Below are 15,988 nucleotides of genomic sequence, written 5' to 3'. Positions count from 1 at the left end.
GCCCCACTACCCGGTTGAATTGGTTGAATTCATGGAAGAGAAACATCACAGCGCCGTCGGCATCCAGGTGGACGAACACGGCATGCACCTGCCGACACGCACGTCGGTGTCGCGACGCGGACGCATCGTCCTGATCGTGATCGGCGTGCTGCTGGCCGCCGGCGCCGCGCGCACGATCGTCGTCAACGTGCTGAACCGCAACCGGCTCGACACGGTCGCCGAGCAGAACACGCGCCAGTACGTGACCGTCGCGCATCCGGTCGATGCGGCCACCGGCGGCAAGCTGTCGCTGCCCGGCACGCTGCGCGGCTTCGTCGAGGCGCCGATCTATGCACGCGCGAGCGGCTACGTGCTGCGCTGGCAGGCCGACATCGGCGCGCACGTGAAGCAGGGCCAGGTGCTCGCCGAACTCGACACGCCCGAGCTGAACCAGGAACTCGCGCAGGCCACCGCGCAGCGCCAGCAGGCGCAAGCCGCGCTCGCGCTCGCGAAGACGTCGTTCGACCGCGCACAGCAGTTGCGCCAGCGCGATGCCGTCTCGCAGCAGGAACTCGACGACCGGCAAGGCGCGTTCAACCAGGGCACCGCGAACCTTGCCGCGGCCGACGCGAACATGCGCCGCCTCACCGAGCTGAAAGGCTTCCAGCGGATCGTCGCGCCGATCGACGGGATCGTCACGCAGCGCAACGTCGACGTCGGCGATCTCGTCAGTTCCGGCAACGCGGGGCGTTCGCTGTTCACGGTCGTGCAGGCCGACCGGCTGCGCCTCTACGTGCAGGTGCCGCAGGCGTACGCGCAGCAGGTGAAGGTCGGCCAGCACGTGAGCGTCGCGCAGGCCGAGCTGCCGGGCCGGACGTTCGACGGGACGATCACGCGCACGTCAGAGGCGATCGACGTCGCGACGCGCTCGCTGCAGATCGAGATCACGCTGCCGAACCCGGACGGGCGGCTGCTGCCCGGCGCCTACGTGCAGGCCACGTTGCCGATGACGCCGGTCGGCCGCCTGCAGGTGCCGGCCAATACGTTGCTGTTCCGCGCCGAAGGCCCGACGGTCGCGACGGTCGATGCGAACGGCCAGGTGCGCCTGAAACAGGTGACGGTCGTGCGCACGATCGGGCAGACGCTCGAGGTCGACGGCCCGCTCACGCCGAACGACCGTCTCGTCACGAACCCGAGCGACGCGCTCGCCAACGGCGATCAGGTGATCGTCTCGGCGCCGGCCGCGAAGCCGGCATCGAGCGCCGCGGAGGCGAAGTCGTGATCGCGATGCGCATCCGCCGGCGGCCCGCCGCCGTCTCCGCCACCACCGTTGCGCTCGCCGCCGCCCTCGCCGGCTGCACGGTCGGCCCCGACTACCAGCGGCCCGACGTCGTCACGCCGGCCGCGTGGCGGCTCGATCCGGCCGATGGGTACTGGCACCCGGCCGCGCCGGCCCGCGCGCCGCTCGACCCGGCATGGTGGACCGCGTTCGGCGATCAGCAGCTCGATGCGCTGGAAGCCGAAGCGCTGCGCAACAACCAGAACCTGAAGGCCGTCGCCGCGCGCTACGACCAGGCGAAGGCGACGCTCGCGTCGGTCGCCTCGGCGCAGTATCCGGCCGTCGGCCTGAACGCGAGCGGCCAGCGCTTCAAGATCTCGGCCGACCGGCCGCAGACCAACTACGCGACGCAGAGCATGTCGACCGTGCAGAACGAAGTCCAGGTCGGCGCGAGCGTCAGCTACGAGCTCGACCTGTTCGGCCGCGTGCGGCGCAGCGTCGAATCGGCGCAGGCCACCACCGAACAGGCGCGCGACGATTTCGCGAACGCACGCCTGGTGCTGACCGCCGATCTCGCGTCGAGCTATTTCGCGCTGCGCGAATTCGACACCGAGATCGACGTCGTCAAGCGCTCGATCGACCTGCAGCAGAAGGCACTCGACTACGTGAGCGCGCGGCACGACCTCGGCGCGGTGTCGGGCCTCGACCTGCTGCAGCAGCGCGCGCAGCTCGACGCGACGCGCACCCAGGCGCAGCTGCTGCTCCAGCAGCGCGTGCAGGTCGAAACCGCGATCGCGACGCTGGTCGGCACGCCGGCCCCCACCTTCTCGATCGCGCCGCGCGTCGTGCCGATCAACGCGCCCGCGCTGCCGACCGGCCTGCCGAGCGACGTGCTGCAGCGGCGCCCCGACGTCGCGTCGGCCGAGCGCGCGATGGCCGCCGCGAACGCGCAGATCGGCGTCGCGCGCGCCGCGTATTTCCCGCGCATCATGCTGTCGCCCGACATCGGCTGGGACGCGACGCGCTTCGCCGGCCTGTTCACCGTGCCGGCGTTGCTGTGGTCGGTCGGCGGGTCGCTCAGCCAGCCGCTGTTCGAAGGCGGCAAGCTGAAGGCCGGCGTCGATTTCGCGCAGGCCGGATATGTCGCCGCGCAGGCCAGTTACCGGCAGACCGTGCTCACCGCGTTCCAGGAGGTGCAGAATGCGGTCACCGGATTGTCGGTGCTCGCGGAGGCCGCGCAGCAGGCCTCCGCGGCCGTCGACGACGCGCGCAAGCTCGTATCGCTCGCGCAGGATCGTTACGCGGGCGGCCTGACGCCGTTCATCGACGTGCTGACGGCCGAGCAGCAGTTGCTGACGAGCGAGCGGCAGGCCGTGCAGATCCAGGGCCAGCGCGCGGCGCTCGTCGTGTTTCTCGCGAAGGCGCTCGGCGGCGGCTGGGACGGCCAGGCGGCAAGCGGCCCGGCGCCGGCCGAGATCGCCGCCGCCCCGGCACCGGCGCCAGCGCCCCCGGGCCCTTAACCGGATTACGCGGACAACGGATTCGAACATGAAAGTCCTGATCGTCGAAGACGAACCGAAAGTCGTCGAATACCTGAAGAGCGGCCTGACCGAGGAAGGCTGGGTCGTCGATACCGCGCTCGACGGCGAGGACGGCGCGTGGAAAGCCGTCGAATTCGACTACGACGTGGTCGTGCTCGACGTGATGCTGCCGAAGCTCGACGGCTTCGGCGTGCTGCGTGCGTTGCGCGCGCAGAAGCAGACGCCCGTCATCATGCTGACCGCGCGCGACCGCGTCGACGACCGCGTGCGGGGCTTGCGCGGCGGCGCCGACGACTACCTGACCAAGCCGTTCTCGTTCCTCGAGCTGATCGAACGGCTGCGCGCGCTGACGCGCCGCGCGCGCGTGCAGGAATCGACGCTGATCTCGATCGGCGACCTGCGGGTCGACCTGATCGGCCGCCGCGCGACCCGCGACGGCACGCGGCTCGACCTGACCGCGCAGGAATTCCAGCTGCTCGGCGTGCTCGCGCGGCGCAGCGGCGAGGTGCTGTCGAAGACGACCATCGCCGAACTCGTGTGGGACGTGAACTTCGACAGCAACGCGAACGTCGTCGAGACGGCGATCAAGCGCCTGCGCGCGAAACTCGACGGCCCGTTCGCGGACAAGCTGCTGCATACGATCCGCGGCATGGGCTACGTGCTCGAGGCGCGCGAGGACGGCGATACCGAGAGGCCGGCATGAAACGCTCGATCGTCCTGCGGCTGTCGGCGATGTTCGGCATCGTGTCGCTGCTCGTGTTCACGCTGGTGGGCTGCGGGCTGTTCGTGATGATGGAGCGCCAGCTGTTCGCCGAGCTGCGCGCGACGCTCGATACGCGCACCAAGGTCGCCGAGATGATCGTGTCGCACGCGCTCACGTCCGAACGCGGGCGCCTCATGCAGGAAAAGCTCGCCGATCTCGAACCGCCCGACGGCTCGACGCGCTACCAGGTCGACAGCACGAATCCGGATTTCCGGTTCGGCAAGCCCGTCGACGGCGTGCCCGTCGGCGCGCCGTTCGGCGCATTCCAGCGCTACGCGCTGAACGACAGCAGCTACGACGTGATGACGAAGACCGTCACGGTGGCCGGCAACGGCGAGCGGCCGACACTGAGGCTGATCGTCGCCAGCTCGTGCGAGCGCACGCAGCGGATGCTGCGCCGCTTCGGCTGGACGCTCGCCGGGCTGATCGCGATCGCGACGATCATCACGCTGCTGCTGAGCCGCGCGGTGGCCCGCTTCGGGCTCGCGCCGCTCGACCGGCTGTCGCAGGATGCATCGGCCATCAGCCTCGCGAACCGCCGCCAGCGGCTGCACACCGACGCGCTGCCGGCCGAGCTGCGCGACCTCGCCACGTCGTTCAACGGCGCGCTCGATCGCATCCAGCAGACCTACGCGCGGCTCGAGGCGTTCAATGCGGACGTCGCGCACGAACTGCGCACGCCGATCAGCATCCTGATCGGCCAGACCCAGGTCGCGCTGACCAGCCGCGACCGCACCGTCGAGCGGATGCGGCAGACGCTGCAGTCGAACCTCGAGGAATTCGAGCGGCTGCGCGTGATCATCAACGACATGCTGTTCCTGTCGCGCAGCGACCGCGGCGAACGGGCAACCGACCTGAAGGACGTGTCGCTCGCCGACGAGGTGCGGCGCATGCTCGATTTCCTCGAAATCCCGCTCGACGAGGCGCAGCTGCGCGCCGAACTGCACGGCGATGCACGCGCGGCCGTCGATCCGTCGCTGTTCCGCCGAGCGATGACGAACCTGCTGATCAACGCGATCCAGCATTCCGCGCCCGGCGCGACGTTGCACGTGACGATCACGCGCCGCGACACGCTCGTCGAGATGGCCGTGTCGAACCCCGGCGAGCCGATCGATCCGGTGCAGCGCTCGCACGTGTTCGAGCGCTTCTACCGGCTCGAGGAAGCCCGCGCGAACAGCAAGGAGAACCACGGGCTCGGGCTGTCGATCGTCAAGGCCGTCGCCGAGATGCACGGCGGCAGCGTATTCGTCGCGTGTTCGGGCGGCGTCAATACGTTCGGCTTCTCGGTGTCGACGGAACCCTGCGCGGGCGGACCGCTGCGCGCGGGAGATGCAACCGATGCAACCGGCGTGGTCGACTCCACCGGTTCGCGGCCGGCGCACGCGCCGCGGGCGCTGCACTGAAGGCGGCTGCGCCTGTCGACGTCCGGCCGCCTCCGATCGGCGCTTGCCGGCCACGAACGCGGCGCGGGACGCATTACGCGCGCGGCTTGCCGCCCTGCTCGCGCCACGCCCGCGGCGACATCGCAAACCGCTCGCGAAACACGCGACTGAAATGCGACATGTCGTTGAATCCCCAGCGCAATGCGACGTCGGACACGCGCAGCGACGCGCATTGCGGATTCGCGAGATCCTGCGCACACCGTTCGAGCCGCAGGTTCCACACGTGACGCATCAGTGACGTCTCCTCGGCCTCGAAGAGCTTGTTGATGTACCGCGACGAAATCCCGATCGACCGCTCGATCATCATCGGGTTCAGCTCCGGATCGTGCAGGTGCTCGAGCACATGCCGCTTCACACGCGTCAGTGTCAACGCCTTCATCCTCGATTGCGCGAGGTCGTTGCGTTGCATGCCCCCAAGCGTCATCGCGATCAGCGTGATCGCGGTATCCGACAACTGCCGCATCTCGTCCTCGGTCACACTGCGGATCTGCGACGACATCTGCTCGAGAAACGCACGCATGACGCTGCCGACGCCGTCTCCGGTTTGCGTCGGGCACGCCGTGCGGTGCTCCATCCCGACGACGAGCTGGTTCAGCGTCGCGCGGGGAATGCTGACGACGATCTCGCGCCACGACTGGCCGAACTGCAGGTGGTGAGGCCGGGTCGCGTCGTAGATCGCGAAATCCCCGGGATGCAGCGTGACGATCTTGCCGTCCTGTTCGACCGACTGGCTGCCCTCGAGCATCAAGACCCCGAAATACTTGTCTTCGTACTCGCTGCGCGCCTGGCGATAACGCCGGATCACGGCCTGCTCGCTCGCGTGGATTTCCGAGATTCGCATCTTTTCGCACTTGCGCTGCCGCACTCGGCCGAAGAAATCGGCTTTCTGCACGGCCGCGATCTGCACGTCCGCGAACAGGCGCAGAATCGTCTCGCGCCAGAATTCGATACGCTGGCTGACCGAGCCGTCGATCGGCACCTCGATGGCCGCGTTCGTCCGTTCGTCCAGCGGGCTGCCGGACGCCGGACCGGTCGCGTCGCCGCTTGCGGCGCGCGGGAGAGGACGCATCGTCATGGTCGTGCCCCACATGGATTAGCAAACACGCAGCCGACAGCGTGCCCGTTCAAAAGCGCATTGTCCAATCGATGACCGCGTACGCCGCATGGCCGGTCGAACCGGCACGCGGCGCAGCGGCGGCATGCTACCGCTCCGGACATGTCATGCGCACGTCGTCCGACGCCAGTCGGACGACTGTTCATACGCATACGCAACGCGGTAGAGCGTCGCCTCGTCGAAACGGCGCCCGACCAGTTGCAGCCCGATCGGCAGATCGTCGGCTACCCCGCACGGCAGCGACATTGCCGGATGCCCGGACACGTCGAACGGCGCGGTATTCGCGAGCATCTCGAACGCCCGCGTCAGCGACTCGGACATCGCGCAACCGGGCTCCGGCAGCTTCGACGCGCGCATCGGTACGGTCGGCATCACCAATACGTCATACGATTGCAGCGCCGCGTCGTAAGCCGATCGCAAGCGCCGTGCGAGGTTCTGGCACTTCGCGTAGTAACGCCCGCGATACCGGCTCGTGAAGTATTCGCCCAGCAGCATCGTCACCTTCACGGTATCCGGCAACTCGTCGGCGCGCTCGCGCCAGCCCGCGTGATGATCGATCATGCCGGTCACGTACAGGCCGCCCCAGTTGAAACCGTGGCTGTTGCCCTTCATCATCTGCTGCGTCGCCCCCTCGGCCGCAATCGGCAGCCAGATCGCGGTGCCGGCCGCATGCAGCGGCACCGACACTTCTTCGACGCGCGCGCCCAGCTTGCGCAACCGCTGCGTGGCGGCCAGCACGGCCTCGTCGACCACTTTCTCCGAATTGGCGAGCCCGAACGCCTCGCGCAGGATGCCGATCCGCAATCCCGCGATGCCGTCGCGGATCGCGCCAAGATAGTCGGCGCGCGGCGGCAACGTCCGTTGGCGCGGATCGAGCCCGTCGTCGCCCGCGATCACGTCGAGCAGCAGCGCGTTGTCGAGCACGTTGCCCGTCATCGGCCCCAGGTGATCGACGGTTGCCTCGATCGGCATCGCGCCGGTGTACGGCACGAGCCCGTGCGTCGGCTTCATCCCGTAGATGCCGCAATAGGCGGACGGAATCCGCACCGAGCCGCCCTGGTCGCCGCCGAGCGCCATGTCGACCTCGCCGCTCGCGACCAGCGCGCCGCTGCCCGACGACGAGCCGCCGGACGAGTGCCCTGCCTTGCGCGGATTGTGCACCGGCCCCGACGCGCTCGTGTGCGAGCCGCCGGAAAAGCAGTAGTACTCGCAGGTCGACTTGCCGGCGATCGTGCCGCCGGCGTCGAGCACCCGCGTGACGACGGTCGCATCGACGTCGGGCACGTAGCCCTCGAACGTGGTCGAGCCATTGCGCATCGGTACGCCGGCGACGCAGATGTTGTCTTTCACGACCACCGTCCTGCCGCGCAGCTTGCCGTCGGCGGCGCCGTGGATCGTGCTCTTGCGCGCCCACGCGCCGTAGCGGTTCTCGTCGCCTTCCGGGCGGTAGCCGGGCGTGCGCGGATACGCGACGACGGGCAGATAGTCGGGCAGCGCGTCGATCGCATCGTAGGCGTCGAAGTTCGCCTGCAGGGCATCGTCGTATTCGGCGAGTTGCCGGGAATCGAGATGAAAGCCGAAGCCGGCTGCCATATCGGACAGTTGTTCGCGGGTCGGGCGTTTGATGGCCATCGACGTTCTCCAGTTCGGTAAGCGGCACCGTCGGCCCCGGCGGTGCCGGCGGGATTCAGCGGGCGATGGCGACGGCGTCGCGCATCATCCCGGTGCGCGGATGGCAGTTCACGTATTCGTAGACCTGATGCTTCGCGTCGAAGACGGAAACCTCGTGATACAGCCGCAGTTTCGACAGCCCGGTGACGACGCGGAAGAAGGTAACGAAGATCCGCAGGTGCGTCGGATGGGATTCGGCCCATCGTTCGAGGCGGTCGAGCGAGCGCCAGTGGCCGATGTTGTAGCTCTCGTCGAGCACGTTGCCGTCGAGATCGATCGAGCGCACGTAGCGGTTGCTGTAGCAGCCGACGTCCGTGCCGTTGTCGCGCAGGAAGTCCATTCCGCTGCGCAGCGTCGGCTCGATCTCCTCGAGATACAGTCGGCGCTCGTCGTGCTCGGCCGCGCGCCAGTCCTGGCCGGAGCGAATCAGCGCGATGTTGTCGTGCGCCAGCACGACCACGCGGCCGCCGCGGGCCGGATCGCCCTCGGCGATGCGCAACTCGCCGTCCGCGCGCATCCAGTCCGTCTGCGAGATCGGGAACCGGTCGCGCATCGATCCCCAGTAGCCGTGCTCCTCGATCTCGCCGCTGACGCCGTCCATGATCGCGCCGACACCGGGGAAATCGTTCGTGAATGCGTAGAGCGTCTCGAACTGCTCGGCGCGCGGCGCGACGATTTCCCGGAAGTAGCCGATGCCGTCCGCGAGGCGTGCGTCGGAGGTCCACCATTCGACGAGGGCTGGCGACGCAATCCAGCGCGCATACGCGGCCGGATCGCGCCAGTAGCCGACGGCGATCAGGTTCTCGTAACCCTGGTCGTCGGTGTGTTGCGTCAGATCGAAGTTGTTCGGGCCGTCCTGCACACCGAAATCGGCGACGATCCCGCGCAACGCGGCCAGTGCCGCCGCGCGCTTGTCGGCGCCGCTGTATTGCACGCCGAAATAGCCCATCACGACCTGGCTCAGGTCTTCGGCGGCCCGGGCGACGTACATCGGGAACGGCGGCTGGTAGTCATCGGCGACGCGGCGCGACAGCGTCCGCGGGCAGACCAGGTGTTTGTCGATGGCGGATTCCATGCATGACCTCTCTGGAAAGGGAATCGGGTGTCGAGGTATCGACGTGGGGAAGGAGCGACATGCACCGGCCTTGTCCCGGCGCATGCGGGCGGTCAGAAGATGTGCGCGTAACGCAGGCCGGCGAGCACACTGTTCTTCGGACCGTTGCGCACGCTCAGGTCGGTGCCGAGCTGGATTTGCACCTGGTCGGCCTTCGTCACGAACTTCGCCGCGGTGATCCGCAGGCGCGTCGTGCGCAGCGCGTCGTTGTTGTCCGCGCCGTCCACGCTCGTTTCACCGCCCCAGAGCTGGGTGATGCCGATCCCGAGCGACGTGCCCGGATCGGGCATGTAACGCACCATCGCCTGTGCGCTGTAGCTCATCCGCTGATGCAGCGTCGCACCGTTCGCGCCATACGACGTGTTGTTGCCGTACCAGATCGCGTCGCCGACGAGATCGAGTGCCCACTGCGGCGAAAAGTGCTTGACGTAGGCCGCCTGGAAATCGAGCGACCAGCGGTTGGCGCCGAGATTGAGACCGCGGTTCTGGTCGTAGCTCCCGGTCGGCGCGTAGACGTAGACCGTCGCGGCAACGACGTCCTTCGCTTCGTTCAGACGGAATTTCAGCGGTGCGGTCAGGATCACGTCGCCGACACCGTTCGTACTGCCAAGCGTGCCGGCGTTGCCGAAGCTGCTGATGTGACCGAACGGCAGCAACACCTGCGGATCGATCGTGAGCCTGTCGGTGAGCTGGAACACATGCAGCAGGCGGGCGATTCCGACATTCGACTGCAGGTCGAAATCCGACGTCCGGTGGCCGTTCGCGTAGTAGGCGTTCGTCGCGGAGTAGTTGTAGTACAGCACGCCGATCGTCGCGCCGGCCGGATACTGCTCATAGTCGCCGGGATCGACCTCGACCGCGCCCGCGTAATGCGATGCGACGGCGATCAGCGACAAGCCGATCCAGCGCGCGATTCGCTTCAGTTTCATTCTGTTGACGTTGTCCATCATGCTCCTCACCTGGTTGCGCAGACACCGCCACGCTCGACGCACGACGAACGGGAACCGTCGCCGGAGGGTGGAATCGCGGGATGCTGGCCGACTGTTGTTCCGCCGGTACATCGAGGATGCCGGCGATTCGCGACATCGAACGGCCGTCGCTTGAGGATGAGAATAGGAAGGCAAAATCCGCAGTTCTGTTTTCCGGCGGAACAAGAAATTGGCTGTGGCGGACCTGCGCCTCCGATGTCATGCCGCGGTCGCAAAACGTGCGCCGGCTGCCACTGTTTTCATGCCGGGCGCCCCGCCAATTGCCGCCGATCGCCGTGCATCTCCGTGCATCCGTGCGCGTCGACCCCATGCCGCGCCACGGGGCCGTCTCAGCACAGTTTCCGATCCGTGCCGGCAAAGAACCGCGCTTTTTCTCTTCTTACCCTGCTCGTCGAGCGTGACCGACACCACGCATCCACGCCCCGCCACGGCAATACCAACGCGATGGCGGCGGTCAACCCGAACCACGACAAGGAACCCCACGATGAGCGCGACCCCTTCCGCGGAAACAGCCTCGACGCCCGGCGAACGTGCCTGGGCGCTGTTTCGCGTGATGAAAGAGAAGAACCTGATCCCCGACGGCTATATCGAAGGCCTGACCGAGCTGATGTCCACGACCTGGGATCCGGCCAACGGCGCGCGCATCGTCGCGCGTGCGTGGGTCGACCCGGCGTTTCGCGAACTGCTGCTGAAGGACGGCACGGCTGCGTGCGCGCAGTTCGGCTACACCGGCCCGCAGGGCGAGTACATCGTCGCGCTCGAAGACACGCCCACGCTGAAGAACGTGATCGTCTGCAGCCTGTGCTCATGCACGAACTGGCCGGTGCTCGGGCTGCCGCCCGAGTGGTACAAGGGCTTCGAATATCGTGCGCGGCTCGTCCGCGAGGGCCGCACGGTGCTGCGCGAGCTCGGCACCGACCTGCCCGACGACGTCGTCGTGAAGGTCTGGGATACGACCGCCGAAAGCCGCTATCTCGTGCTGCCCGTGCGGCCGGCCGGCAGCGAGCACATGACCGAGGAGCAACTGCGCACGCTCGTCACGAAGGACGTGCTGATCGGCGTGGCACTGCCGCGCGCGCGCTGACTCCCACCCCGTTTCGCTCTCGACCTTCATCTCGGAGATCACATATGGACGGCTTTCACGACCTCGGCGGATTCCAGGGTTTCGGCCCGGTGCCGCATACGATCAACAGTCTCGGCTACAAGCCGGTCTTCAAGGAAGACTGGGAACATCTCGCGTACAGCCTGATGTTCGTGGGCGTGGACCAACTGAAAAAATTCAGCGTCGACGAGGTACGTCACGCGGTCGAACGCATCGACGTACGCCAGCATGTCGGCACGCGCTACTACGAGCGCTACGTGATCGCGACGGCGACATTGCTCGTCGAAACCGGCGTGCTCACGCAGGATGAACTCGACCGCGCGCTCGGTTCGCATTTCCGGCTCGCGAACCCGCCGACATCCGGCGGCCGGGCGGCACCGCCCGACTCGACGCGGTTCGAGGTCGGCGAGCGTGTCGTCGTTCGCGACGAATACGTCAGCGGGCACATCCGCGCGCCGGGCTACGTTCGCGGCAAGGAAGGTGTCGTGCTGCACCGGACGACCGAATCGTGGCCCTTCCCTGACGCGATCGGCCACGGCGACACCGGCGCCGCCCATCAGCCGACCTACCATGTCGAGTTCCGCGTGAAGGATCTGTGGGGCGACGCCGCCGACGACGGTTACGTCGTGGTCGACCTGTTCGAAGGCTACCTGGATCGCGCGTCCGGGCAGAGCGCATGACGACGCCGGGGAAGCAAGGCGCGCCGGCCGCCCCTGGCCCGAGGATTCCGGTCACCGTGCTGTCCGGCTTCCTCGGCGCCGGGAAAACGACGTTGCTGAACCACATCCTGCGCAATCGCGCAGGACTGAAGGTCGCCGTGATCGTCAACGACATGAGCGAAGTGAACATCGACGCCGACGATGTGCGGCGCAACGTCGAACTGCGGCGAGGCGAGGACGAACTGGTCGAGATGAGCAACGGCTGCATCTGCTGCACGCTGCGCGCCGATCTGCTGGAGCAGATCAGCACGCTCGCGCGGCAGCGTCGTTTCGACTATCTGCTGATCGAATCGACCGGCATCTCGGAGCCGATGCCGGTCGCGGAGACGTTTGCGTTTCTCGATCGAGACGGTTTCAGCCTGAGCGAGCTGGCACGGCTGGACACGCTCGTCACGGTCGTCGACGGCGAGACGTTCGAGGACATGATCGCGTCGGCCGAACCGGTCGCGCACGACGCGGCGCTCGCGAGCGACGGCAATTCCGGTCCGCCGCGCAAGCTGTCGGACCTGCTGCTCGAGCAAGTCGAATACGCGAACGTGATCCTCGTGAGCCGTCTCGACCGGATCGGCCACGCGGGTTTCGACCGGCTGCGCGCGATTCTTGCGTCGCTGAATCCATCTGCGCGAATCCTGCCGATGCAGCACGGCAAGGTCGATCCGTCAGACGTGCTCGATACCCGGCGCTTCGATCTGCCGGCGCTCGTCGAATCGCCGGGATGGATGCAGCGCATGCAGATCGACGAACGCCCCTCGGAATCGGATGCGTACGGGATCGCGTCGTGGACCTATCGTGAACGTGCGCCGTTTCATCCGGCGCGCCTGCTCGCATGGCTGCGTCGTCCGTGGGACAACGGCCGACTGCTTCGCTGCAAGGGTTATGTCTGGGCTGCGCACCGCCATGCCGAGATCGCCATGCTCGTGCAGACGGGCGGCGCGTTCCAGTGGGGTTACGTTGGGCGATGGTGGCGATTCATCCCGCAGTCGGACTGGCCCCACGACGATTATCGCCGCGATGGCGTGCTGAAAAAATGGGAGGAGCCCGCAGGGGATTGTCGGCAGGAAATCGTGTTCATCGGGCAGTCGGTTGATCACGACCGCTTGCGTCGCGAACTCGATGCGTGCCTGCTGACGGTCGAGGAAATCGACGCGGGCCCGGAGTCGTGGCATCGGCTTCCGGAAGGCGACGCGTTCGACGCGCTCGCGGCGGCCGCTCATCCGTGACGTGAGACTCGATGCCTTCGGTTGCAACGCCTGCGTCCAACGACTTTCGAGCACCGTTGAGCGCTGTGCCCGGTTCGGCGTTGCCTGAATCCAGACAGCGCCGCGGAGGGCAGTTTTCTTCAATACCGGCACGCGCGGCTTCTTTAGTCTCGATGCGACTTTGACATTCGCATGGAGGCAATCAATGAGCATGCTGGTTTCGATGGCCGCGTTCGCGCTGGCGTCGTCGATCACACCCGGTCCCGTCAACATCGTCGCGCTCAGCGCGGGTGCGCGCCACGGTCTCGGCGCAAGCCTGCGGTATGCGGCCGGCGCGACGCTCGGCTTCGTCGCGCTGTTCCTGCTGATCGGCCTCGGGCTGCACGCGGCGCTCGCGCGCTGGCCGATGCTGACGACGGCCACGCAATGGTCGGGGATCGCGTTCCTGCTCTACCTGGCGCTGCGGCTCGCGCTCGACGATGGCCGGCTGTCGGCCGACACGGACGTGGCCGGCCCGTCGGCGGCGTCCGGCGCCGCGATGCAGTGGCTCAATCCGAAGGCATGGCTCGCGTGCGTGGCCGCGATGGGCGCGTATGCGGCCGACGGCGACCGCGCGCAGGTCTGGCAGTTCGCCGCGCTGTATCTCGTGATCTGTTTCGCGTCGATCGCGTGCTGGGGGTATGCCGGCGCATCGCTGCGGCACCGGCTCGCGAACGCGCGGAGGATGCGCGTGTTCAACCGGCTGATGGCGCTGCTGCTCGCGGGCAGCGCACTCTTTCTGCTCGACACGTAGGGCGCGCCCCGCCCGGCTCGCCGCTCAACTCGTCGCGCTGCGGTACTGGCCGGGCGTCGCGGCCGCGATCCGCCGGAACGCGCGCTGGAAATGGGCCTGGTCGGCAAAGCCCGCGTCGAGTGCAACGTCGGCGATCGACCGGCCGCGGCGCAGCTCCGTGCGGCCATACTGCACGCGGCGGTCGATCAGGAACGCATGCGGCGTCATGCCGTAGCGCGCGTTGAACGCGCGGATCAGGTACGACGACGACAAATCGGCGGCCGCGCAGATCTCATCGAGCGTGACGCCCTCGCGGCAATGCGCGGCGATGTAATCGGCCGCGCGCGCGAGCTTGGCGTTGTCGTCCCCGGCGCGCGGGCCGGGCAATTCGCGGTCGAGCGCGCCGTGCAGCGCCGTGAAGAATTCGACCGCAGCGCTCTCCTTGCCGAGCGGATCGACCGCTGGCGACACGAGCGTGCGATAGAAGCCGCCAAATTGCGCGAACAGGTCGTGCCGTTCGGTCAACTTCGGCGAAAAGCCGTGAAAATCGCGGTTCGGATCGCGGCCCAGCGAATGCTGCAGCCGCGCGAGCCACGGCACGTCGACATAGACCATCCGGTACGCCCACGCGTCGGGGCCGTACGGATTGCACGCATGCACCTGTTCCGGATCGATGATCACCAGCACGCCGCGCCCGACATGCTCGTGTGTCGCGCCGTTCACGTAGGTGCTCGTGCCGCCGACGATCGCGCCCACCGAAAACGTGTCGTGCGTGTGCTTCGCATAGCAGATCGCGCGGCCGTCGTCGACGGTGCGCGCTTCGATGAACGGCAGCGCGGCATCGCGCCAGAACGGCGACGGGTCGATGGATCGGTTGGCGGTACGGCTCACGCGGCGGGCTCCCGGTTCGGACGGCGAACGCTCACCGTACAAGACTGTGCGGCGCCGCGCAACCGGATCCATCCACTTCGACGCGGGATCTCGCCGTTTCGCCTAAGCTTTGTGTTCCGGCCACCGCGGCACACGCGGCGGTTTTCGTTCACTCCTCTCCCGTCACGCTCATGCACATCGATCTGAAAGGCAAGACCGCGCTCGTCACCGCTTCCACCGCCGGCATCGGGCTCGCGATCGCCGAAGGGCTCGCACGCGCCGGTGCGCGCGTCGTCGTCAACGGCCGCAGCGACGCGTCGGTGCAGTCCGCGCTCGCGCACCTGCGCGCGGCAGTGCCCGGCGCAAGCCTCGAGGGCGTCGCCGCCGACCTGTCCGACGCGGCCGGCGTCGCGCGCATCACGCAGCACACGCCGGAGGCCGACATCCTCGTCAACAATGCGGGCATCTACGGCCTGAAGGCGTTCTTCGAGATCGACGACGCCGAGTGGGAACATTACTTCCAGATGAACGTGATGTCCGGCGTGCGGCTCGCACGGCATTACCTGAAGGGGATGATCGAACGCAATGCCGGGCGCGTCGTGTTCATTTCGTCGGAATCGGGCTTGAACATCCCGGTCGACATGATTCATTACGGATTCACGAAAACCGCGCAGTTGTCGATCGCACGCGGCCTCGCGAAGCTCGCGGCCGGCACCAGCGTGACCGTCAACTCGGTGCTGCCGGGGCCGACGATGTCGGACGGCGTGCGCGCGATGCTGAAGGAAACGGCCGACGCATCCGGCCGCAGCGTCGACGACGTGGCCGTGGAGTTCGTGCGCAGCCATCGTTCGAGCTCGATCATCCAGCGGCCGGCGACGCCCGAGGAAGTCGCGAACCTGGTGGTCTACGTGTGCTCGCCGCAGGCTTCGGCGACAACCGGCGCCGCGTTGCGTGTCGATGGCGGGGTGGTCGATACGATCGCGTAACGGACGGCGCCCGCGGGCCGCCGCGCACTAGCGCGAAGCGGCCTTGCCCGTCTGGAGCGTGCCCTTGCGGTCGGCGTTCATGCACGAATCGAAGCCGTGTTGCGTGACGATGCCGGCCCTGTCGAACACGACGAAATATTCGCGGTGATCGTTGCCGTGCTCGATGAAGTAGTTGTAGCAGACGCCGCTGCCGTTGCGGACCATCCACACGCTGCGCGGGTTGCCGGCCGCGCGGACGACGTCGGCGCGCGTCGCGCCGTGCCGCGACGCGGCCCGCGCGAGCGGCGTGCGTGAATACGAAAATGGCAGCCACGAGTCGAACCACGCGCAGCCGTGCAACATCAGGCAGCTGGCGGCCAGGGACAGCGTCGCTGCGGGACGGGCCATCGAAATCAATCGCATGCTTGAGGAAATCTGCTGCGCCGCGCCGGCGCGATCGAAAGCCCCA

Annotated in this window: 15 protein-coding genes; 9 read left to right on the top strand and 6 right to left on the bottom strand. The window is 67.6% G+C overall.

Annotated features, from left to right (window positions below):
- Positions 1-31 precede the first annotated feature (31 nt).
- The 4 genes from AB3K92_RS14865 to AB3K92_RS14850 are packed head-to-tail and all read left to right on the top strand — an operon-like array spanning position 32 to position 4,965.
- On the top strand, positions 32-1,261 hold the full coding sequence (locus AB3K92_RS14865; RefSeq protein WP_021159238.1) for an efflux RND transporter periplasmic adaptor subunit: 1,230 nt from the start codon (positions 32-34) through the stop codon (positions 1,259-1,261).
- A gap of 5 nt (positions 1,262-1,266) precedes the next feature.
- Positions 1,267-2,778 (top strand): efflux transporter outer membrane subunit, encoded by a 1,512-nt coding sequence (locus AB3K92_RS14860; protein WP_369465792.1) that lies wholly within the window; start codon positions 1,267-1,269, stop codon positions 2,776-2,778.
- Positions 2,779-2,806: 28 nt separating this feature from the next.
- A complete protein-coding gene (locus tag AB3K92_RS14855; RefSeq protein ID WP_021159240.1) occupies positions 2,807-3,502 on the top strand; it encodes a heavy metal response regulator transcription factor in 696 nt (231 codons plus the stop codon).
- A complete protein-coding gene (locus AB3K92_RS14850; RefSeq protein ID WP_021159241.1) occupies positions 3,499-4,965 on the top strand; it encodes a heavy metal sensor histidine kinase in 1,467 nt (488 codons plus the stop codon). The genes AB3K92_RS14855 and AB3K92_RS14850 overlap by 4 nt, the downstream gene beginning before the upstream one ends.
- A gap of 73 nt (positions 4,966-5,038) precedes the next feature.
- Here AB3K92_RS14850 and AB3K92_RS14845 read toward each other — a convergent pair whose 3' ends face one another.
- From AB3K92_RS14845 to AB3K92_RS14830, 4 genes are all read right to left on the bottom strand, one after another.
- Complete coding sequence (locus tag AB3K92_RS14845; RefSeq protein WP_059484988.1) at positions 5,039-6,079, bottom strand: helix-turn-helix domain-containing protein; 1,041 nt, start codon at positions 6,077-6,079, stop codon at positions 5,039-5,041.
- Between the two features lie 144 nt (positions 6,080-6,223).
- Positions 6,224-7,750 carry an amidase gene (locus AB3K92_RS14840; RefSeq protein ID WP_059623100.1) on the bottom strand — a complete coding sequence of 509 codons (1,527 nt, stop codon included), beginning with the start codon at positions 7,748-7,750 and terminating at the stop codon, positions 6,224-6,226.
- Positions 7,751-7,805: 55 nt separating this feature from the next.
- Positions 7,806-8,864 (bottom strand): phenylacetaldoxime dehydratase family protein, encoded by a 1,059-nt coding sequence (locus AB3K92_RS14835; RefSeq protein WP_059853629.1) that lies wholly within the window; start codon positions 8,862-8,864, stop codon positions 7,806-7,808.
- Positions 8,865-8,956: 92 nt separating this feature from the next.
- Positions 8,957-9,853 (bottom strand): transporter, encoded by an 897-nt coding sequence (locus AB3K92_RS14830; protein ID WP_059484991.1) that lies wholly within the window; start codon positions 9,851-9,853, stop codon positions 8,957-8,959.
- Positions 9,854-10,376: 523 nt separating this feature from the next.
- Between AB3K92_RS14830 and nthA the strand changes: the two genes are divergently transcribed.
- The 4 genes from nthA (at position 10,377) to AB3K92_RS14810 (ending at position 13,705) form a co-directional block, all read left to right on the top strand.
- Complete coding sequence (gene nthA, locus AB3K92_RS14825; RefSeq protein ID WP_048023132.1) at positions 10,377-10,976, top strand: nitrile hydratase subunit alpha; 600 nt, start codon at positions 10,377-10,379, stop codon at positions 10,974-10,976.
- A gap of 44 nt (positions 10,977-11,020) precedes the next feature.
- Positions 11,021-11,674 carry a nitrile hydratase subunit beta gene (gene nthB, locus AB3K92_RS14820; protein WP_059853627.1) on the top strand — a complete coding sequence of 218 codons (654 nt, stop codon included), beginning with the start codon at positions 11,021-11,023 and terminating at the stop codon, positions 11,672-11,674.
- Complete coding sequence (locus AB3K92_RS14815) at positions 11,671-12,933, top strand: GTP-binding protein (protein ID WP_059853624.1); 1,263 nt, start codon at positions 11,671-11,673, stop codon at positions 12,931-12,933. Before nthB ends, AB3K92_RS14815 begins: the two co-directional genes overlap by 4 nt.
- A gap of 184 nt (positions 12,934-13,117) precedes the next feature.
- Complete coding sequence (locus AB3K92_RS14810) at positions 13,118-13,705, top strand: LysE family translocator (RefSeq protein WP_369465338.1); 588 nt, start codon at positions 13,118-13,120, stop codon at positions 13,703-13,705.
- 24 nt (positions 13,706-13,729) lie between these two features.
- On the opposite strand, the gene AB3K92_RS14805 is transcribed toward AB3K92_RS14810, so the two are convergent.
- Positions 13,730-14,575: a helix-turn-helix domain-containing protein gene (locus AB3K92_RS14805; RefSeq protein WP_369465337.1), complete on the bottom strand. Its 846-nt coding sequence runs from the start codon at positions 14,573-14,575 to the stop codon at positions 13,730-13,732.
- 170 nt (positions 14,576-14,745) lie between these two features.
- Between AB3K92_RS14805 and AB3K92_RS14800 the strand changes: the two genes are divergently transcribed.
- Entirely contained in the window at positions 14,746-15,540 is a 795-nt protein-coding gene (locus AB3K92_RS14800; RefSeq protein WP_048023139.1) for an SDR family NAD(P)-dependent oxidoreductase, read from the top strand.
- Between the two features lie 27 nt (positions 15,541-15,567).
- On the opposite strand, the gene AB3K92_RS14795 is transcribed toward AB3K92_RS14800, so the two are convergent.
- Positions 15,568-15,942 carry a hypothetical protein gene (locus AB3K92_RS14795; RefSeq protein ID WP_059591225.1) on the bottom strand — a complete coding sequence of 125 codons (375 nt, stop codon included), beginning with the start codon at positions 15,940-15,942 and terminating at the stop codon, positions 15,568-15,570.
- Between the last annotated feature and the right edge of the window lie 46 nt (positions 15,943-15,988).

This window comes from Burkholderia sp. Bmkn7, assembly GCF_041103175.1.
Lineage (GTDB): Bacteria > Pseudomonadota > Gammaproteobacteria > Burkholderiales > Burkholderiaceae > Burkholderia > Burkholderia cepacia.
This window is presented reverse-complemented; position numbering and strand designations above follow the sequence as displayed.